Genomic DNA, 20086 nt, shown 5'->3' on the forward strand with positions numbered 1-20086 from the left:
AAGGGATATGCTTAATTGCATGTCCACAATCGAGAAAATATACATTATACATATTACTAATTATATTCTTTATATACTTACCTTCGCTTCTCTAGCATCCTGTTTCTTAATTAAGTCTAAGTAAAAATGCGAGACAGTCGTGTTGTAATAAGGGGAAATGAATATGAATGACAGATTAAATGTAAACATGCCTATAAATGCAGTTAATAAAAACCAGCCAATAAAAGATAACCAAAGAACAAATAATTTAAACTTATGTCCTTTCATTATTCTTTTACTCTCCCTTAACGCTTCACTTGCTGTATAATCCGGATTCTCTATTAAAATATAATATGCCATTGAATAAGAAAAATATTTAATAATACCTGGAATAATTAATAACAGACTCCATAAAAATAGAAAAATAGACTGCAATACTCCTAATTTCATTGATCTAAACAAATTGTTCTTCCTAAACCCTACAAATACATCGTCCACCTTAGCATCTTCATTTTTACCTAAGCGTAAGGTGAAAACAGAATACCCATAATTAAAGATACCTTGTATGACACTGTAAATTAAAAAACAAATCAGTCCTATAAAAAAATAACTTAGAATAAGTAAAACTAGTGCTGTTGGATCTACTTGTGGTTGTCCACCAATTGAATAAATAAAGAAAACATCCAAACCAATTACCCCAATAAACAGGCCAAATATTAAATATATAAAACTAGCGATTGCTGATGCACTTAAAGTTGGTACAAAATAGTATAACGCCGATACCCCTATGCTTACTCCCCATTTCCCATCTAACGAATTAAGTGCTGCTTTCTTTAAATTTCTTATCAAACTTACACCCTCCCTTTTTCCATATTTTATCCAATAAAATTTTTACAAATAAAAGAACTTGTAGCAAGCCCCACTACAAGTTCTTTTAGCTAAACATTTTAGCTTATCAAAACAAAATATAATTTCTACACAATCGGAGCTAATTTCTAAAATATGGTTTATTAAAATCATTATATAACATAATTGTTAATTTTTGTTGAATATTCTGTTTTTTATACAAATATACCCTACATTCTTCCTGATATTCATTTAGATGTAGTAACTCTTGTAGCAATATACCTATCATTATCTTTTTCAATAAATCCCATCCTCTTGTTTTCCACAAAAAAAGACACAGAGATTCCTCCCCATGCCTACTAATTCCTACTTCTTCACCGCATGCACATAATGCACCGTCTCGAAAGCTTTTAAATAATCGTTTCGTCCTTCAAAATAGAATGTATTAATGTCTTTTGGCGATAAATGCTCATAAATGAGTAAGCCCGCCTTCTCTAACAGTGCTTCCATTTCGGCATAAGAAAAACATGATTTCATCGGTTCTCCGCCTATTGCAGCCATTTTCACCATATTTTCCACTCGATTGGACAGTCCCTTTTCTGTAAATAAGTTTTCATCTGGATAATCGAAAACGATAGAGCTCCCTTCTGGAACCATCGCAAATAGACATTCTATTAAACTAGAAAGTTCCTCTTTCGTTAAATAGTACGTTACACCTAATAGACTAAAGAACGTCTTTTTATTTTCAAATCCTTCATTCTGTAACTGCTCATAGGAAAATCCTTTCGTGAAATCCATCGAAATAAAATGAAGGTTGTTTGGAATTTCAAACTCTGCTTCTTCTATTCTCTCCTTCTTAAACTGCTGTGTAGAAGGATGATCCACTTCAAATATTTCTATTTTATTTTCTAACTCTCGGTGTCTGAAACTGAATGTGTCTAAGCCGGCACCGAGTATGACGTATTGTTTCGCGCCTAGTGCAACTTCATGTAGTAATACTCTTTCACAATATGCCGCACGTGCTAAAGGTGTTGGTGATAATTGCACTTGTGTAATCCATTTTAATATTTCTTGTGGATTATCTTGAAACTGCTGTGCAATGTCTGTATTGAAAAAATGTATTCCTTGAACCATATTCATTTCAATGTCGTTACGTTCTTTTTGAGAAATGAACTCTTTAGCTACATAATCATCAAAGATTTTCGGATTATCAAATTCACTATGATATGCCCTTCCGAAAGCTGATACAAACGACGTTATACTTGCTTCACCTTTTTTCACGCACATACACTCCTTCATTTTCACAACAAAAATAGGGTTCCCCTGACCAGGAGAACCCTATTATACACTTTATTTTTATATTGGTAAATTATAGCATAAATAAGTTTTTTTGTCAAGTTTTCAGCCTACTATCACTTCGGCACTTTGTATATTCTCTAGCAGGAAAATTGTCGATCCACACAGAATATTCCAGATTATAACAATACACATGGAGGCCAATATGAAACGATTCGTCATTATTACAGTAGGAAAAACGGACGACTATATTTACTAAACGAATTATTTCCACAAAATGAATATGTACGCATACTCGTTCACTTTGACATTCCAGATGATGTACTTTATGAAAGAGTAGCTCGAAGCACGCGAAGTACCAATATTTTTAGAGGTGGTTATTCTAATTTCAAAGAAGTACTCGATCGACAACAGGCTGAATCGCTACATGAAGATGTGGTGGATCCTATAGAAAATGAGGCTGATTATTTGTTTGTTATTCACGATAGTAAAGATGTGAACACTACTATAGAGGAAATTGTTCATCTAGCTAAAGATTTGTCCCCTATCCCCAAATAAGAGATTATAAAAATTACATAATCATAGATTATTATGCAAATCCTTCCTCTGAGCGCCTAACATGGTATATAATAATAAAATAATCTACTTCTATATGCTCAATTCTACACAAAACAGCTCATGCATATGAAAGAAAAGAGGTACAAAAATATGAAAACAAAACAAACAATCGCTGCGTCTACACTAGCTTTAGCTATGATTGCAGGCGCAAACTCGGCCCATGCGGAAGTAAATGATACTACTCCACAGCAAAATACAGGAGATCGATTAGCTGAAATTAAGCAACATAGACAAGAGTTAGATGCGAAATTACAGCAGCACAAAGAAAATGTGGATCAAACATTAAATGAACTTAACCAAGTTAAGGAAAATGTTGATACTAAGGTGAATGAACTACATGAACGTAAGCAAGTTGCTGATGAAAAAATTAACGAAATGAAACAACGTAAACAAGAGTTAGATGCAAAACTTCAGCAAGACAAACAAATCGCCGAGGATAAAATCGCTGAAATTAAAGAGCATAAAAAACAAGTAGATGACAAAGTTGCTGAAATAAAAGAACATAAGGAAAATATTGATACAAAGGTTAATGAGATTAAAGAACATAAACAAACTGTAGATGAAACAGTAAATGAAATTAAGCAACATAAAGAAAACATCGATCAGAAGGTTAATGAACTTAAGGAAGTTAAAAAACAAGTAGATGAAAAATTAGCTGAGTTAAAGAAAGCGAAACAAACTGCTGAGGATAAACTTGCTGAGCTAAAAGAAAATAAGCCGAATACTGGTAACACGTTAGAAGAACTTAAGAAAATTAAAGGCAATTTAGATAGTCTTTCCGCTAACTTAGAACTAGCTAAACAAGATGTGAAAAATAAGCTAGCTGAATTACAAAAGGCTAGACAAAACTTACTAAATAAAATTAACGAAATTAAACAAGCGAAACAAACTGTTTCAGACGATTTAACAAAGAAAAAACAAGACTTAGATATTAAAATCAACGACTTTAAACATACTGAGAAAAAAATTGATGACAAATTAGCTGAGTTACATACAACGAAGCAAAATGTTGATAACAAAATTAATGAAATATCACAATCGAAACAAACGCAAGCAGATAATAGCACTAAAAACAATAACGCTAGAGAACTTCCTAACGCTGGTAGTGAGCAATCAAATAATATGGCTTTAGGTATGTTATCTGTATTAGGCGGCGTTTTATTAGTAACACGAAATAAAATTAAAACGTTATTCTCAAAATAAAGCCATTATACTTATTAAAAACAATTATACAAAGGCCAACCGCATGTGCGGTTGGCCTTTTTCTTTATATTAACTGTCCATCTCTAAGCGTCAATATACGATCACATACATCAAGCATTCTTTCATCATGCGTAATCATAATGGCTGCTTTTTGACTTTCTTTCACTTCGCGTTTCATCATTTCAACGACTTCACGCGCACGTTTTGAATCTAAGCTTGCCGTTGGTTCATCTGCTAGTATTAAATCTGGGTTGTTCATGAACGCACGAGCGATTGCCACCCTTTGTTTTTCTCCACCAGATAGTTGATTTGGATAATGATTTTTTCTTTCTCCTAATCCAAATGCCGCTAATAGGTGATCCGCACGCTTTTCAGACTCTTGTTTGTTGTCTTTTTTCAGCTTTGCAATATAGAGTAACTGTTCTTTCACATTTAAATACGGAACAAGGTTTGCGAACTGGAAAATGAAACCGATCTTTTTCAAACGTATATCTGTCATTTCCTTTTCGGATAACTGCGTAATATTTTGTTCACGAATGTATATATCCCCTTTTGACGGCGATAATAAAGCACCCGCGATTGATAATAACGTACTTTTCCCTGATCCAGAAGGACCGACGATTCCAATAAATTCTCCGGCTTTCACATCAAGCGATATCGGATGAAGGGCTGTTACTTCCGTATGCCCTTCTCCGTACACTTTACTTACATTGTCTAATTTTAATAATGAAGTCATTACATCCCGCCTCCAATCGCTTCTAATGCATCAACTTTTAATACTTGATATAACGAAATAAGTGTTCCTAAAATACTAATGACGATAAAGATTGCTGCATATTGTGCAATCATCGGTGTTGTTAATAAGAACGGCATACCTGCTGGTAAAATTTGTTCTAATCCTTGTACAAGAACAATACTGATTACCATCGCAACGACTGATAAGAATAACGCCTGCACGACTAAGCTATTTGCTAAATAAGAGTTTTTCGTACCGATTGCTTTTAATACACCTAATTGCTGTGTTTTTTGCAACGTAATGACGTAGAAGAATACACCGATTAATAACGCAGCGATAACAAGTAAGAATGCAATGATCATCGTTAATGTTCCTTGCTCTTCTTTAAATCCTGGAATACTTTGCAGTACTTCTTTTTTATCAATAACATGAGCATTTTTAATCTCTTTATCTGTATTAAGTGCAATCGCACTATAATCTTTTTGATTTGGTTGCGAGATAGCGCCCCATACATCTTCGTTTACATATACAACTGGTGTATGGCTAAACATTTGGTCTTTCGTAAATCCAACGATTGTAAATTCTTTCTTTGAAACAGGATCGATAATTGTATCCCCAATATCGATTCCTTTTTCTTTAATTGATTCGTCAGCAACCATTTCATTATTCGCTGTACCTAATTTCTCACCTTTTACAATGTTCGGTTCTAAAAATGTATCACGTTCACTTGAAAAAATAGCGACATCAACCTTTTTCGAACTATCCTTCTTTTCATACGTTGAAACTTTTACACGAAACGGAACTGCTTCTTTCTCGCCTACTTGATTTACTACGTTATCTACATCGTCTTTCTTAATTTGTGAACGAAGTAATTTATTTTCCGCATCATCTGCTAAAACGAACTTATTTGCCTCCATATTTTGAATCGATGACGCATTATCATATGATAATCCATTTGCTAATCCTGAAATAACAAGGACTAAAAATGATAATAACACCATAATAAGTCCGATTAATCCGTATCTTAATTTTGATTGTTTCAATTCACGCAGAGCTAAAAACATTTTGCTCGCTCCTTCCTCTTTCTTTCTATGCACTTATCATAAAAAAGAAATATGAACGGAATATGAACAGAAGATTACAGCGGATACTTTTGAGCTTCGGTTTAAGGAAGAACAGGTGAAAGGTACTGCCTTATAGCAAAAAAAGAAAATATTTTCTTTTTGCTATAAGGCTCAAACAGGCATAACCCCATTCTAAATTTAGGACGGGGTTATGCTTGTTTACTTTTGGATGTAAGATACTAAAATAAACATATAACAATAAGTTCATTTAAAAAATCTAAATTCCATTCAACAACAGCGCCCATGAACGGAATAACTAAAACGTTCAGTTAACGATTTGATGGCCATGCACCCTGCATTTTCCTTAATTGAATAATTTGGCCAGTATGATAAGCATCGTGAAGCATAATATCCAGTAACTTACCCTCAAGTGAATTTTGTTCAAGTTCTTTTTCAGAAATTGCACTTAATACCAGTCTTAAATTACATTGAGCATTTTCAGAACGTTCAACGACCTCCTTCCATTCCTTATCACCATTAGATTGCTTAGTAAGATAAAAGGTTTCATCACCGTCGAGATTATGTGTCCATTCACGGCCTTCCAAGTTTGCAGCAAGCCTCTCTTTGTAATAAATGAGATGATTAACGTTCTCCCAAATGGTATTCGTTGCCTCACCAGATGGTTTCCACATAGCCTGTTCGGCTGTAAGTCCTTCTATAGCATGTTTAAACGGTGCATACCAACTCTCTTTATCGAATGTTGAATCTAGTGCATTTAATAACAAATCAATTCGTTTCAAAGTAATTTCCTCCCTAAATAGCTAAAGTTTCAATAAAATCCTTATAACTCTGTAGAGATTCTACATTTTCAAATAAACTTCCTCCTGATTTCACGCTACAAACTCGTCCGATTATGCAATTAAAATGACTCATATTTTTTCACTTTACACGTATACTAGCGATAAAAAAAGAAGAGGCTGCTCCCAAACAGCCTCTTCTATCTATTTAGGAAGTTCAACCCGAACAGTCGTCCCTTCCCCTTTCGTACTATACACTGAAACGTTTCCATGATGCAGTTCAACAATCTTCTGCACAATCGATAACCCTAATCCGCTACCTTCTACGTTTCTTGCCCTTGCCGTATCTACTTTATAAAAACGATCAAAAATACGTTCCATCTCCTCTTTTTCCATGCCGATTCCGTTATCGGATATAGAAATTATAACGCTAGACTCTAACTCTTCCACGAAAAACTCAATCGTTCCAGCATCGTTTGAAAACTTAATGCTATTCGTAAAAATGTTACTCCACACTTGATGTAGTAAATTTTCATCACCTTTTATAGTAATGTCCGGCACATCAAATTCAACAGCGATATCTTTCTCACGCCATTTCCATTCGAGCATAAAAATGACGTCTTTAATTTGCTTTTGTAAATTGAATTCTTTTATTTGCAACACTTTCTCTTCTTTATCTAATGAAGCGAGCGTAAGTAACTGTTTACATAAACTAGACATTCGCTTACTTTCACCTTCAATAATTTGTAAGTAATGATTTCTTTCTTCTTCACTCATCTTTTCTGTTTGCAATGTTTTCGAAAAACCTTGTATGGAAGAAAGCGGTGACTGGAATTCATGTGAAACGTTCGAAACAAATTCTTGTCTCATTTCATCTAACTCTTTTATACTTTTCGTCATCTTTTGGAAGCTTGTAGATAACGTTCCTATTTCATCTTTTCGTTTTACGTCTAATTCAATTTCATATTCACCACTTGCAATTTTTTGCGTAGCTTTCGTAAATTTACGAATTGGGCGAACGATATATCCTGCTGCAATCGCAATAAAAATAATACTTAATAACACGATAAAACCAAGTAAAACCGCTAAGAAAATTCTCATTTCACCAAATTGTTGCTGAATGTCAGGACGAATAAATAAAGCGTACTGTTTATCACCGTGTTTTAACGGTACACCGACACTATTAATTAATTCATTATCGAAGAATCCTGTAATAAAGAGCCTTGTTGGATATGTGGAAACACCATTAAACGTTTCCCCCTGCAATACTTTACGAACCGTATCATCACTTATCGTTATTTTACGAAACGCGTTGCCGATACGCTTTCCATTCATTTGGTCGTCTACAATATAAATTTCATATCCTAACTTCGCAATAGATTGTAAATAATCATATTTATTTTCTTCACTTTGCTTTTCATATAACGATTTAACTTCCTCAGCATAGTTTAAAATCTTTTCACTATTATACGGTTTTAACTTCACTTGATAATATACATTCGTTAATAAAAAACCGATAATACTACTAAGTAGCATAATGCCGACCGTCATAAAAACAAATCTAGAATATAGTGATTTCATTTTATTTCAACTCCAACTTATAGCCGAGTCCGCGCACTGTCGTAATTTGAAAATCATCTGTTCGTTTTGAGAAACGATCTCTTAGTCGCTTCACATGAACATCAACTGTTCGTTCATCCCCTTCAAAATCCATTCCCCATACTAACTCAATTAACTCTTCTCTTGAAAATGTTCTCCCAGGATAACTAGCCAGTTGTGATAATAATTCAAATTCCTTTAACGGAAGTAAAATCGTCTGGCCGTTACACTTCACTTCAACACCTTTACGATCAATTGTCGTCCCGTGAAGTGTAATTATGTCAGCACTCAGCATTTGATAACGACGTAGTAATGCTTTCATACGGAAAATGACTTCAGCTGGCTCAAATGGTTTTACAATATAATCGTCCGTACCAGAAATGAATCCTTTTTCTTTATCGACTAATTGATCTTTTGCGGTTAATAAAATAACAGGTATATCATGATACTTCCGAATTTCTTCACATAACGTATAGCCATCAACAAACGGCATCATAATGTCTACTATCGCAAGATGAATATTTTCCTTCTCTAAAACGTCTTGCGCTACCTTTCCATCTTCCGCTTCAAAAACTTTAAACCCCTCTTTTTGTAAATGGTAATGTAATAACTCTCTAATATGCTTATCATCATCAGCTAATAAAATATGTATCATCTTCATTAAACCCTCTCTTGTTCATCCTTCTACATCCTTACATTAAGAAACAATTGGATTTTTTGCAAGAAAAAGAAAAACAAACCAACATTTTAAGATAAATAAAAAAGAATCTATTTTGAAAAAAGATTATTCAAAATAAATTCTTACGTTTTAGTATTAAGATTATTTTAATGAAAAGTAATTTCTATGCTTTAGAAATATCAACAAATCCTTCTCCGAACACATCACGAACATCGTGTATAGCGATGAACGCAGCCGGATCTGTAGTTTGAACAATCCGTTTTAGCTTCACTACTTCTTGCTTATTAATAACAACATAAAGAATTTCCTTCGGAGTTTTCGTGTAATAGCCATGACCTGAGTACACAGTAACCCCTCTGCCCATTAAGGTAGTTACCTTCCCGGCAATTTCATTCGGGTTATCAGAAATAATCGTAATGGCTTTCTTCGGATTTAAACCTTCAATTACAAACTCCATCACTTTCGTTGCCACATATAGCATAATAATTGTTATCATCAGTTTTTCTGCACCAATGATGAAATAAGATGAAAACGCAACAATTAAATCGAAGAACAGTAAACCATAGCTAATGCTCCACCCTAAATATTTATGCGTCATCCTTGCTAAGATGGTAGTACCTGCTGTTGTTCCGCCAACGCGAATAATAAGACCAATCCCGCACCCAATAAATATTCCACCGAAAATAGCATTTACGAGCATTTCATCAGAAGTAATCGTCCAACCTTCTGTCAAATGAAGAAATAGCGAGTTCGTAACTACAGCGATAATCGTATAAATTGTTGTGATCTTGTTTAAAAATTTATAACCAGCTATTAACAAAATCGCATTTAATATTAAGTTGACTAAACCTGGTGACCACTCAAATAAATAGTACGTAATAATCGTGATACCTGTTACCCCGCCCTCACCAAACTCGTTCGGGATAACAAACAAATTGACACCTAACGCAAATAGAAATGCACCAATAATAATAAAAATAATGTCTGTCGTTCTTTTTTTCATACAGTACCTCACTTCTTATGTAAATATTTCTTCAGATATAAACTCTCACCATTATATCGTGGAATATTCAAATCGAACAGTGGTCTTTCTTTATTTTAATATAAGATAATAAACAATCTTTATTCTTTGTCCACATGTAAACTTTCTTCGTGAAATGTATCATACATATATATGATTTATTTCCTTTTATCCTAATGGTAGTGTAAATAAAAAATACCCATCTAATTGTTATACACATGATAATTAGATGGGTACTTTTTATTTTGTTCTTACTCTACATATATATTCGGTTTATACATTTGTTGTTTAGAGAAAATTGCAAATAACGACTTATACTCGCCTTATTAAGACCAGATCCATACATCATCATTATTTTGCGTATTGTTCTTTGCTTCATGAACTTTTTCGATATGATCAACTGTGTTCCAGTTAATAGAACTTCCGCCCCATCCTACAAACTTCATATCAATTTTTACTTTCTCACCAGTATGAAATACTTGTCCCTTTGTTAAGAAAACGTCAATACTATCTTTCTTCCCATTTAGTGATGGATACTCAACTACGACATACTTAGTAGAACCGTCTCCCTCATCTTCCATCGTTCCTACTTTTGATACTTCGCCAATTACATAATCAGGTGAGCCATCTTCTTTCATGTGCATACCTAACTTGTTTGTTGTATTTTCAACTGCAGTTGCAACCATATATTCTGTAAAATTACGCATCATAGATCCAGTCGCTTTTACTTCGTCTCCTACTTTCACGTTTGAAAGTGAATCCATATACACACTAACAGGTTCCTCATATTGCTTAGATTTCACAATAATTACACCGTTATCTACTTCCACTACGCGTCCTTCTAACGTCGAGAAATTCGATTCGATAGAAGCTGCACTTGCTTTTGTTACTTCTAATCCTGGTACATTCGTTCCTGATAATGCTGCGATACCTAAAGCACCTGCTAAAATTATTTTTTTCATACCCATTATGTACATCTCCATTCATGATGATTTTATTTGTTTGATTGGCTACGACCAACCTGTAATCATTATAGTTACAGGTTGTAGAAATAACAACCACTTTTCTCATGCAATGTTGCATACTGTAATTTTCAAATATTAATCGACTATTCCTATATTCAGCACTACTGCTAAATTCTTGAATAACAGCAGGTAAACGGATTGATGATGAAGAAACTACTGTCATGCATCATATTTTTCAATGCTACGGTTTGTATAATCGTAGTTCATTACATTATGTAGAGGCGGAGTTCATATGTTAATAAAACCAAACAGATTACAGGCAGGAGATATTGTAGCAACAGTAAGTGCTTCATGGGGAGGAGCGGGTGATTCTAAGCTAAGATGGCGTTATGAGCAAGGAGTAAAGAGATTAGAAGAAGTATTCGGGCTTACAGTTATCCCAATGCCAAATAGTTTAAAAGGTAGCGAATACCTTTATAACAATCCAGGGGCTCGTGCGGAAGATTTAATGACAGCATTTAAAGATACGCGTGTTAAAGCAATTATTACGAATATTGGTGGCGAAGATAGTATCCGTTTACTACCTTATATTGATTTTAATGTGATACGTGAAAATCCGAAAATCTTTATGGGGTACTCTGACGATACCGTTTCACATTTATTTTGTCATAAAGCAGGAATTTCCTCTTTTTACGGTCCAGCAATCTTAACCGATTTTGCTGAAAATATAGAGATGGATTCATATACGATTGAAACAGTGAATCGAACTCTCTTTTCAAATGAGATTATTGGTGAAATTCAACCAGCTAACGAATGGACGAGTGAGCGTTTAGAATGGATAGAAATAAATAAGGATACAAGACGTACGATGCAGCAAAACAACGGATATGAGGTCCTTCAAGGATCTAGGACTGTACGAGGGCGTTTAATTGGTGGTTGTATTGAAGTATTGGAATTCGTAAAAGGAACGGAACTTTGGCCTGAGAAAAAGCATTGGGAGAATAGTATTCTATTCTTTGAAACATCTGAAGAACATCCAGAACCAAATTATATAAAGTATTGGTTGCGAAATTATGCAGCGCAAGGCATTCTGCAAAAAGCAAAGGGAATCATCTTCGGTAAACCGAAAGACGAAACATATTATGAAGAATATAAACAGGCAATACTTAAGATTATGAAGGAAAATAATTTAGAAGATTTGCCGATTCTTTATAATTTAAATTTTGGCCATACTGAACCGAAGTTTATTTTACCTTACGGTGCGATGGCAGAAATTGATTGTGAAAATGGATCTTTCTCTATTTTGGAAAGTGGAGTGGAGTGAAACTTTCAATAAGTAAAGCCATAAGTTTTATAATTATGTTTTCCTGATCCTAGCGTATTTTTATTTTATTAGCTTGATAGCGATATGGCAGGACTCAAATCAATAAAAACACTCCTATGAGATATGACTGTGAATTGTTACTTTTTAAATGATATGGAGATTACTTATCTAATGATAAAGGGGGATTTACGTGTATGGAAGTAACATTTACAGTAAGGAAATGGGATGAAAAACCAATTGATGATACTAGAAAAGATTTCCCTATTAATATTGCCCATGTTGAATATGATATTGATGGGGAATTAAAAGGAAAAGCTTTTGTTGAATACTTATTATATTATTTAGACTCAAATATAAATGATGGTCACTTGGCTACTGCTAAAATTTCTGGATTTTTACACTTTGAAGGAATTTATAAGGGGCAACAAGGAACATTTACAGCTATAGAGCAAGGAATATTTGATAAAGGAAATTTAAATTCCCCAGGAACAATTATTAAAGCTACCGGTAACTTAGAAAGTCTGAGAGGGTCCTATAACTATCAGTTTACAGGTCAAACCAGTAAACTAATTTTAGAATTTGAAATTTAGCAAAATACCCTATAATTTAGTGGAAAGGACATTTCTTGTAATACTAAGAATGTCCTTTTTATTGACGAGCTTATTCAACTATTTTCTAATCGTTAAGAAAAGAACAGAGTATAATACATAAAATTTTCGTTATGGGTGGGAATTAAAACTCTAAGCCTGAGAGGCATGGGCCCCCACTTATTCATTACTTCTCCTACCAATTAAAGAATAATCCCTGAAAAACTCCCCTTCAATACTTCTTTTTCAAGTTGATTCATACATGTAAACATCGCAATAATCTTCGTACGATTTTTTTCATCGGGTTCAAATTTTTCAATTGTTACGTCACATCGAATCGTATCCCCACTAAAAACGGGACGTAAAAATTCAAAATCCATCTTGCGAGCTAGTACGTTATAATCACCGCCAACTTTCGTAGGCAGTGTTGATGTTAAAAGTCCTTGTACAACAAATCGCCCTTGTTCATCAGGTGTAACATGATGAACACCTTCATCTTTAGACACTTCCGTAAATAACGCAACATCTTCTCTTGTAAACGTTCGCTCAAAGGTGATTTTTTCGCCTACTTGCAATTTCATTGATACCCCTCCTCGAAAACACTTTTAAAATAAGAAAAACCGAAACTAAAAATCATTTCGGTTTTTCAATCTAAAGAAGTCTATATTTACTTTAAAGAATGTACAAACAACCCACTGCGCAGTTTCGGTTCAAACCACGTTGATTTTGGCGGCATGACTTCCCCAGCGTCTGCGATTGCTAATAAATCTTCCATTGACGTTGGATATAATGAGAACGCTGCTTTATATGCACCGCTGTTCACAAGGCGCTCTAGTTCTTCTAACCCGCGTATTCCGCCTACAAAATCGACGCGTGAATCAGATCGCGGATCATGTATTTCAAGTACTTGGCTTAATAGATGGTCTTGCAGAATAGACACATCTAAACCTTTCACAAGATCGTTCGCATCAAACGTTTCCTCTTTCACAGTGAGCTTATACCACTTCTCGTTTATATACATACCAAATGTTTTCGGCTCATTCGGTTTATACGGAGAAACATTTGCTTCTTCTACATAAAAATACTGCGTAATTTGCTTTAAAAACTGTTCCTCTGATAAGCCGTTTAAATCTTTCACAACTCGGTTATAGTCCCAAATTGATAATTCATCGTGAGGGAATAGAACGGATAAGAAGAAATTAAATTCCTCTTCTCCTGTATAATTCGGATTTTGTTCTCTTCGCATAAGTCCTACTTTTGCTGCTGATGCAGAGCGATGATGTCCATCTGCAATGTACAAGTTCGGAATATCTTCAAATGCGTTTACTAAAGTGACAATTACACTTTCATCTGCAACCTTCCAAGCAACATGCTCAACGCCATCTTCTGCAGTAAATGTATAAATTGGCGCATGTTCTTCTTTCCAGCTGCTAATGAAACGTTTCACTTCATCTTTTGTACGGTACGTTAAAAAGATAGGGCCCGTATTTGCATCACACACATCAACGTGACGGATGCGATCTAATTCTTTTTCATGACGCGTTCTTTCGTGTTTTTTAATTGTATCATCATCATACTCATCAATAGATGTACAAACGACAAGTCCTGACTGCGCTCTTCCTTGCATCGTCAGCTCATAAATGTATAATGCTGGCTCCTCATCTTGAATGAACACTTCTTCTCGTATAAATTGCTTTAAATTTTCACCCGCTTTTTCATATACGCGATCATCGTACGGTGAAAGTGCCGGATCTAAATCGATTTCTGCTTTATCAACGTGTAAGAAAGAATACGGATTGCCTTTTACAACTTCTCTTGCCTCTTCACTATTTAATACGTCATACGGTAAAGCCGCAACTTGTGTTGCTTTTTCTTCTACTGGACGAATGGCCCGAAACGGTCGGATTTTTGCCAACTTCCTCTCTCCTTTACACAATCATTCGAACGGCTACAACACCTGAAATTTTGCTTATATTTTCCACAACATTCTCTTTAATTATATCATCAATTCCGTTATCAATATCAATCATTGTATACGCCCAAGAATGTTTACTACGATTAATCATATCCGCAATATTTATATGATGTTCTGCTAAACATCCTGTAATTTGTCCTACCATGTTCGGAACGTTTTGATGCATAATTGTAATACGTTTCTTTCCGATATACGGAAGTTCTACGTTAGGATAGTTGACTGAATTACGAATATTTCCTGTCTCTAAATATTCACGTAATTGACGTGCAGCCATTACTGCACAATTTTCTTCCGATTCAGATGTAGATGCACCAAGATGGGGCGTCGCTGTTACATTTTTCATCTTAATCACATTTTCATTCGGGAAATCCGTTACGTAATGTGTAATAACATCTTCTTCTAATGCTTTTTGAAGAACATTTTCATCTACAAGTTCCCCTCTTGAGAAATTGAATAGACGCATTCCTTTTTTCATCGTCTCTATAGCATGTTCACCAATAAGCCCCTTCGTTTGATTCGTAAGAGGAATATGAAGTGTAATATAATCACACGTTGCAAAAATTTCATCTAGGCTAAACGCTCTTTGCACATGTGTAGAAAGGCGCCAAGCTGTTTCAACTGAAATGTAAGGATCATATCCGACAACGTCCATTCCTAAAGCTAGCGCATCATTCGCGACTAAAGCACCAATTGCACCAAGGCCAATAACCCCTAGACGTTTCCCCGCAATTTCTGATCCAACAAATTGTTTTTTCCCTGATTCAACAAGCTGAGGTACTTCTTCACCCTCTAGATTTTTCGTCCAGCTTACCCCATTAATAATGTTACGTGAAGACATAATAAGACTTGCGATAATAAGTTCCTTTACGGCATTCGCATTAGCCCCTGGCGTGTTAAATACTACAATTCCCTTTTCCGTACATCGATCGACAGGAATATTATTTACACCCGCACCAGCTCTTGCAATCGCCTTTAAATCTTTTGAAAACTCTTCTTGATGTAAAGAATAGCTGCGAATTAAAATGCCGTCTGGATGATCCATTCTATCTCCTACTTCATAGCGCTCCCCGCCAAGAACTTGCAAACCTTTTTCTGCAATTTGATTTAACGTTTGAACACGAAACATATCCCCATCTCCCTATCTATTTTCAAGCTCAAATTCTTTCATATAATCTACTAATTGCTGCACACCTTCCACTGGCATCGCATTGTAAATACTAGCGCGCATGCCACCTACTGAACGATGTCCTTTTAACGTAACGAACCCGCGTTCCTTCGCTTTTTGTAAAAACTGATTATTTAATTCTTCTGACGGTGTTGTAAACGGAATGTTCATAAGTGATCGATACGTAGGATCAACTGGTGAAGTAAACAATTTAGATTCATCTAAGAAATGATAAAGAAGTGACGATTTCATTCTATTTTGTTCTTCAATCGCAGATACCCCGCCTTGTTCTTTTAACCACTCTAGTACAAGCTTCGTTACGTAAATACTAAAGGATGGCGGTGTATTATATAAGGAGTTATTTTTACTATAAGTTTCATAGTTTAGCATTGTAGGACAAGAGCAATCTGCCCCGCCAATTAAATCTTTTTTTATAATAGCAATCGTTAAGCCCGCTGGCCCTAAATTCTTTTGTGCTCCCGCATATATGAGGCCAAACTTCGTAACATCATATCGTTCTGATAAAATATTTGAGGACATATCCGCAACTAGCGGCACTTCTTCGAGATGTGGAATATCCACATATTTTGTCCCCTCAATTGTATTATTCGTTGTTATATGTACATAATCTAGTTTTTCATTACCGAGTAAACCATCCAATTTAGGAATCGTAGTAAACTTCTCTTGTTCAGAAGAAGCAATCACTTGTACTTCCCCTATTTTTTCTGCTTCTTGCAGTGCCTTTTTAGACCATGAGCCAGTCAGTACATAACCTGCTTTTTTGTACGTATTCATTATATTTAACGGTATCATAGAAAATTGTAATGATGCACCGCCCTGTAAAAATAAAACTTCATACTCATCAGGAATGTTCATTAATTCACGAAGCAGGCTACTCGCTTCATCAATAATACTTTGAAAATAAGAAGATCGATGACTCATTTCCATAATAGACATGCCTGTCCCGTTATAATTTAAAAGCTCCTTTTGCACCTTCTCTAAAACTGGCAAAGGGAGTATTGATGGTCCTGCAGAAAAATTATACACTCTCTCCATCACCCGGATGACCTCCCTATTTCTCATTTTATTATTTTTTAAACTTTCTGAATTATAACCCACAATACAATATACGGTCAATTTCTTTTCTATTATTATGTCTCAAGACGCGATGGAATCGCTTGCACGTGCATACTATATGTAAACATATAAAAAAGTGTTAAGTACATAATCGTACTTAACACTTTAATAATAGAAGAATAATAGCTAATTGTCCGTAAAGAACCGATCAAAAATTTGATAAATAGCAGAAAGACCAAAGAGCCAATAAATAGTGTCCACAAGCGCCGGCATAGAACCAAACCATTTATCAACTACATTGTAATCTAACGCTACAAACAACCAATTCAAACCGCCAAGAATCACCAAAATTACTGTAAGGTAAGACAAAAATTTCATTATGATTGCCCCCTAGGTGATAAGATGGTGAAAGGCCTTTCACTAGAAATATATGTAGGAAACTTCAAAACTTACCTATTTTATAAAATTTATTTTCGATACCATCCGTTAATAACCGCCTCTGCTTCTTTACTATGTATTTGATACGCATGTGTACTATCATTAGAGCCAATAAACCAAATTGAAAAACCTTTAAAATATGGTTTCGGTTCTAATACATCTCGGTAAGCGCGCCAGCCATTTAATTGTACATCTTTTGAAAATACATTTGAAACATCTGGATTCCATGGATTTTGTAGTCCTAGTTCACGCGCTGGTACGTTAAATCCACCAAAATAAACTGGCTTTCCTGTTGCATTATGTAATTGTTCCAGTTGTTGAACAACATTTTGTCCACGATTATATACTGTTGTCGCGAACAAACTTTGCTTCACTTCTTCGTATGATGGATTCCTTTTTCCTGAAACTTCAAACCAACTATCGATACTAACAATATCCACCTTTTTTAAATACGGACGATTTATTTTCTCTTTAAACTTCGCTTCATAAGAAGGGTCCCAGCTTGCTGTTAACCACCAGTTCATTTGATACAAAACATTTCCTTTATACTGCTGACGGACAAAATTAATCGTATCGTTCCAATATCCTTCTGCATATTCCATATTAACGAAATTAGAAGCAATCTTTAGTCCATACACATTGTATTTACTTGTAATAGAATTAAAAATATCTTGTAGAATAACCGTTTTCCAATTCCAGAAGAAATCATTAATATTACTTGGATTCCATTCTGTTTCTCCAACATTCCCCTGCTGAATATATGGGAACGGTTCCACTATAACTTGAATATTACGCTTTAATAATTCTTGAATTAAAATGATAGCCTGTTTCTTTTGCGCCTGATTAATTACCATGTTAGTAGAAGTCACATTCGGAATGTCTACTTGAATCGGTACATTTACTGTATTTAAATTTAAGCGCTCTACATCAGCTAACACTTTCGCTACATTTCCAACTTCCCATACCGTTACGTTTCCTGATTTTATTTTTCCAGGTTGAACAGTATTTACCTCTGCCTGTACGTTTCCTTGAAAACAAAAAGAAAACAACATAATAAACACTCCTAAAAAACTTATTAAACTCTTATTTTTCTTCACAACTTTCCCCCTATAATTTTTGGCTTTCTTGATTATTTTATACAATGTTTCACATATATTCTAGAAAAAATTACATGAAGTTTTCATTAATAAAAGCATTATTCATATAATTCTCCTAAAAATAGTAAGATAAATAAAAAGAGCGGATTTCCGCTCTTTTTATCCTTTTACAATTGAAATTATTGAATCCCTTCTGGTAACTTAATTGAATCAAATTTTTCATATGAATCAATCTTTATACTCACAACTGCATTCAACTTTTCCTTATCTGTACTAGCTTTTTTATCTGCGTTACTTTCACTCACTTTTATAGTTGTTCGCATCTCTTCAAATTTATAATCTTTTGTTATTATATATTCAATGTTAAACGCATCCATACTAAATCCTTCCGTTAATTTTTTCATATCTCCATTAATTTTTTGTAACGTATCTACTGCTTCTTTTCCCTTTAATTCAAGTGTAAGTTTATATGTGTCCTCATCCTTCTTTGCTTTCATTTTCTTAGCCAAAGCTTCCGGTAAATCTAACTCATTCAGTAAATTTTTACTGACCATTACATCATTTACATTAAATTGATCATTAGGTATCGTAACTAACTCTCCTGTATCAGGGTTTTTCACTTGAGCAGCGACCTTTCCATCTACTTCATACGTTACAATATCTGTACCACTTATTTTCATTTCAGCTCTAGAATTCTTCAGTTTCGGCTCCATCTGTATTTTCATTTTAATCTCTTCTGATTGGCTGCTCCCCTTCATTGACATAAGAGATGTCAATGTAAGATATTCCTCTTGTTTTAATCCGTCAGCTGCTTTTTTAAAAATATCCTTCGCTACTAACTCTTTTTCTTTTTTTACAGATACTGTTTTAGGTCCACTTGTTTTTTCACTGCTACAACCAGTTGTTAAACCTACTATTAGAGCCAAACTAGATATTACAACCATTTTCTTCATACTGATTCTCCCCATTTCCCGCTTAAAAATATTTTCATTTCATGTATAGTAAACCAACTGAAATAAATAAATAAATATATATACAATAATTATTTAACCTCTAAACTAAACCAGTTATTCAATCCGTATACTAACGTAACTAATGCTCCTATTACACCAAAAACAACAATATTTATACCAATTGATGAACCGAATAAAACAGCCATCATTGACACCATCAGTAATAGCATGGCGATACTATTTATCTTAATTTCTACTATGTCGCCATCCTTTACTTTCTTTTCTTTACTTCCAAAAAAAAATTGTTTTACTTTAATATTCGCTTCATCTAATTCAAAAGGAAGCGTATATTCTTCGTTATTCTCAAGTTTCATTACTACTTCGTTATCTACCTTTACTGCAACTCTTGCTGCTCCGCCCATTATCCCTGTTGCTCTTATTACTTTAATGCTCATATTAAATCCCCCTATTAGATTTCACTGCAACTATTAAGAAATTCCCCTTGTTGCACACTACTTCATCCTCCGTTTAATAAACATAATATTCCAAAAGGTATTATAACAAGTCCCTTTACAATATTTTGTCAAAATTTGTCGCGTTTCTACAAAAAGGATATTTTATCCATTACCGTAGAAAAAAGACTCTTACAATAGTAAGAGTCTTTTTT

General features: G+C 34.4%; 20 protein-coding genes and 1 pseudogene. 4 read left to right on the forward strand and 17 right to left on the reverse strand.

All coding sequences use genetic code 11. The features are described from left to right. Nucleotides 1-69: 69 nt before the first annotated feature. The gene (locus ACS2MN_RS09500) at nt 70-828 is read right to left on the reverse strand and encodes a DUF975 family protein (protein WP_000620771.1); all 759 of its coding nucleotides are present in this window, start codon (nt 826-828) and stop codon (nt 70-72) included. Nucleotides 829-1191: 363 nt separating this feature from the next. Continuing rightward, on the reverse strand, nt 1192-2106 hold the full coding sequence (locus ACS2MN_RS09505; RefSeq protein WP_346994497.1) for a class I SAM-dependent methyltransferase: 915 nt from the start codon (nt 2104-2106) through the stop codon (nt 1192-1194). A gap of 246 nt (nt 2107-2352) precedes the next feature. Here ACS2MN_RS09505 and ACS2MN_RS09510 point away from each other — a divergent pair. Both ACS2MN_RS09510 and ACS2MN_RS09515 read left to right on the forward strand, forming a co-directional pair. Next, nucleotides 2353-2679: pseudogene (locus ACS2MN_RS09510) on the forward strand (ATP-binding protein); the annotation flags it as partial. A 150-nt stretch (nt 2680-2829) separates the two neighbouring features. Next, complete coding sequence (locus ACS2MN_RS09515; protein WP_098710163.1) at nt 2830-3942, forward strand: LPXTG cell wall anchor domain-containing protein; 1113 nt, start codon at nt 2830-2832, stop codon at nt 3940-3942. 64 nt (nt 3943-4006) lie between these two features. Here ACS2MN_RS09515 and ACS2MN_RS09520 read toward each other — a convergent pair whose 3' ends face one another. The 7 genes from ACS2MN_RS09520 to ACS2MN_RS09550 all read right to left on the reverse strand — a co-directional run bounded on the left by ACS2MN_RS09520 (nt 4007) and on the right by ACS2MN_RS09550 (nt 10806). Next, a complete protein-coding gene (locus ACS2MN_RS09520; protein WP_000202614.1) occupies nt 4007-4678 on the reverse strand; it encodes an ABC transporter ATP-binding protein in 672 nt (223 codons plus the stop codon). Next, the gene (locus tag ACS2MN_RS09525; protein ID WP_000477766.1) at nt 4678-5742 is read right to left on the reverse strand and encodes an ABC transporter permease; all 1065 of its coding nucleotides are present in this window, start codon (nt 5740-5742) and stop codon (nt 4678-4680) included. Before ACS2MN_RS09525 ends, ACS2MN_RS09520 begins: the two co-directional genes overlap by 1 nt. 329 nt (nt 5743-6071) lie before the next feature. After that, nucleotides 6072-6542, reverse strand: a complete 471-nt coding sequence (locus ACS2MN_RS09530) for a DinB family protein (protein WP_000820988.1) — start codon at nt 6540-6542, stop codon at nt 6072-6074. A 201-nt stretch (nt 6543-6743) separates the two neighbouring features. Then, on the reverse strand, nt 6744-8120 hold the full coding sequence (locus ACS2MN_RS09535) for a sensor histidine kinase (RefSeq protein WP_097859524.1): 1377 nt from the start codon (nt 8118-8120) through the stop codon (nt 6744-6746). A gap of 1 nt (nt 8121) precedes the next feature. After that, nucleotides 8122-8799: a response regulator transcription factor gene (locus tag ACS2MN_RS09540; protein WP_000781961.1), complete on the reverse strand. Its 678-nt coding sequence runs from the start codon at nt 8797-8799 to the stop codon at nt 8122-8124. Between the two features lie 181 nt (nt 8800-8980). Next, nucleotides 8981-9820, reverse strand: a complete 840-nt coding sequence (locus tag ACS2MN_RS09545; protein WP_000747489.1) for a YitT family protein — start codon at nt 9818-9820, stop codon at nt 8981-8983. A gap of 344 nt (nt 9821-10164) precedes the next feature. Further along, nucleotides 10165-10806: a F0F1 ATP synthase subunit alpha gene (locus ACS2MN_RS09550; RefSeq protein WP_000525497.1), complete on the reverse strand. Its 642-nt coding sequence runs from the start codon at nt 10804-10806 to the stop codon at nt 10165-10167. Nucleotides 10807-11095: 289 nt separating this feature from the next. Here ACS2MN_RS09550 and ACS2MN_RS09555 point away from each other — a divergent pair, with 289 nt between their 5' ends. Together ACS2MN_RS09555 and ACS2MN_RS09560 are read left to right on the forward strand one after the other, a co-directional pair. Beyond that, nucleotides 11096-12127, forward strand: coding sequence for a S66 family peptidase (locus ACS2MN_RS09555; RefSeq protein WP_000905883.1), 1032 nt, complete (start codon nt 11096-11098; stop codon nt 12125-12127). Nucleotides 12128-12321: 194 nt separating this feature from the next. Continuing rightward, on the forward strand, nt 12322-12717 hold the full coding sequence (locus ACS2MN_RS09560) for a DUF3224 domain-containing protein (protein WP_000454077.1): 396 nt from the start codon (nt 12322-12324) through the stop codon (nt 12715-12717). Between the two features lie 200 nt (nt 12718-12917). Here the strand turns inward: ACS2MN_RS09560 and ACS2MN_RS09565 are convergent, their stop codons facing one another. The 8 genes from ACS2MN_RS09565 to ACS2MN_RS09600 all read right to left on the reverse strand — a co-directional run bounded on the left by ACS2MN_RS09565 (nt 12918) and on the right by ACS2MN_RS09600 (nt 19874). Next, the gene (locus ACS2MN_RS09565) at nt 12918-13295 is read right to left on the reverse strand and encodes an enoyl-CoA hydratase (RefSeq protein ID WP_000776364.1); all 378 of its coding nucleotides are present in this window, start codon (nt 13293-13295) and stop codon (nt 12918-12920) included. A gap of 86 nt (nt 13296-13381) precedes the next feature. Then, complete coding sequence (locus tag ACS2MN_RS09570) at nt 13382-14629, reverse strand: DUF1015 domain-containing protein (RefSeq protein WP_346994496.1); 1248 nt, start codon at nt 14627-14629, stop codon at nt 13382-13384. A gap of 13 nt (nt 14630-14642) precedes the next feature. Then, on the reverse strand, nt 14643-15815 hold the full coding sequence (locus ACS2MN_RS09575) for a 3-phosphoglycerate dehydrogenase family protein (RefSeq protein ID WP_000490240.1): 1173 nt from the start codon (nt 15813-15815) through the stop codon (nt 14643-14645). 12 nt (nt 15816-15827) lie between these two features. Continuing rightward, nucleotides 15828-16910 (reverse strand): 3-phosphoserine/phosphohydroxythreonine transaminase, encoded by a 1083-nt coding sequence (serC, locus tag ACS2MN_RS09580; RefSeq protein WP_000442908.1) that lies wholly within the window; start codon nt 16908-16910, stop codon nt 15828-15830. A gap of 207 nt (nt 16911-17117) precedes the next feature. Next, nucleotides 17118-17309 (reverse strand): DUF378 domain-containing protein, encoded by a 192-nt coding sequence (locus ACS2MN_RS09585; RefSeq protein WP_000670796.1) that lies wholly within the window; start codon nt 17307-17309, stop codon nt 17118-17120. 89 nt (nt 17310-17398) lie between these two features. Then, on the reverse strand, nt 17399-18466 hold the full coding sequence (locus ACS2MN_RS09590) for a glycoside hydrolase family 113 (protein WP_000739784.1): 1068 nt from the start codon (nt 18464-18466) through the stop codon (nt 17399-17401). A 179-nt stretch (nt 18467-18645) separates the two neighbouring features. Next, nucleotides 18646-19419, reverse strand: coding sequence for a DUF6612 family protein (locus tag ACS2MN_RS09595; RefSeq protein WP_000738996.1), 774 nt, complete (start codon nt 19417-19419; stop codon nt 18646-18648). An 89-nt stretch (nt 19420-19508) separates the two neighbouring features. After that, entirely contained in the window at nt 19509-19874 is a 366-nt protein-coding gene (locus ACS2MN_RS09600; RefSeq protein WP_000025019.1) for a hypothetical protein, read from the reverse strand. Nucleotides 19875-20086 lie beyond the last annotated feature (212 nt).

The sequence above is a fragment of the Bacillus cereus group sp. BceL062 genome, from assembly GCF_051780025.1.
GTDB lineage: Bacteria > Bacillota > Bacilli > Bacillales > Bacillaceae_G > Bacillus_A > Bacillus_A toyonensis.

Excerpts from the sequence above, each read along its gene's own strand:
- ACS2MN_RS09515 (WP_098710163.1), top strand. The coding sequence starts at position 2,830 with ATGAAAACAAAACAAACAATCGCTGCGTCTACACTAGCTTTAGCTATG.
- ACS2MN_RS09520 (WP_000202614.1), bottom strand. The coding sequence starts at position 4,678 with ATGACTTCATTATTAAAATTAGACAATGTAAGTAAAGTGTACGGAGAA.
- ACS2MN_RS09525 (WP_000477766.1), bottom strand. The coding sequence starts at position 5,742 with ATGTTTTTAGCTCTGCGTGAATTGAAACAATCAAAATTAAGATACGGA.
- ACS2MN_RS09535 (WP_097859524.1), bottom strand. The coding sequence starts at position 8,120 with ATGAAATCACTATATTCTAGATTTGTTTTTATGACGGTCGGCATTATG.
- ACS2MN_RS09540 (WP_000781961.1), bottom strand. The coding sequence starts at position 8,799 with ATGAAGATGATACATATTTTATTAGCTGATGATGATAAGCATATTAGA.
- ACS2MN_RS09545 (WP_000747489.1), bottom strand. The coding sequence starts at position 9,820 with ATGAAAAAAAGAACGACAGACATTATTTTTATTATTATTGGTGCATTT.
- ACS2MN_RS09550 (WP_000525497.1), bottom strand. The coding sequence starts at position 10,806 with ATGGGTATGAAAAAAATAATTTTAGCAGGTGCTTTAGGTATCGCAGCA.
- ACS2MN_RS09555 (WP_000905883.1), top strand. The coding sequence starts at position 11,096 with ATGTTAATAAAACCAAACAGATTACAGGCAGGAGATATTGTAGCAACA.
- ACS2MN_RS09560 (WP_000454077.1), top strand. The coding sequence starts at position 12,322 with ATGGAAGTAACATTTACAGTAAGGAAATGGGATGAAAAACCAATTGAT.
- ACS2MN_RS09565 (WP_000776364.1), bottom strand. The coding sequence starts at position 13,295 with ATGAAATTGCAAGTAGGCGAAAAAATCACCTTTGAGCGAACGTTTACA.
- ACS2MN_RS09575 (WP_000490240.1), bottom strand. The coding sequence starts at position 15,815 with ATGTTTCGTGTTCAAACGTTAAATCAAATTGCAGAAAAAGGTTTGCAA.
- serC (WP_000442908.1), bottom strand. The coding sequence starts at position 16,910 with ATGGAGAGAGTGTATAATTTTTCTGCAGGACCATCAATACTCCCTTTG.
- ACS2MN_RS09585 (WP_000670796.1), bottom strand. The coding sequence starts at position 17,309 with ATGAAATTTTTGTCTTACCTTACAGTAATTTTGGTGATTCTTGGCGGT.
- ACS2MN_RS09595 (WP_000738996.1), bottom strand. The coding sequence starts at position 19,419 with ATGAAGAAAATGGTTGTAATATCTAGTTTGGCTCTAATAGTAGGTTTA.
- ACS2MN_RS09600 (WP_000025019.1), bottom strand. The coding sequence starts at position 19,874 with ATGAGCATTAAAGTAATAAGAGCAACAGGGATAATGGGCGGAGCAGCA.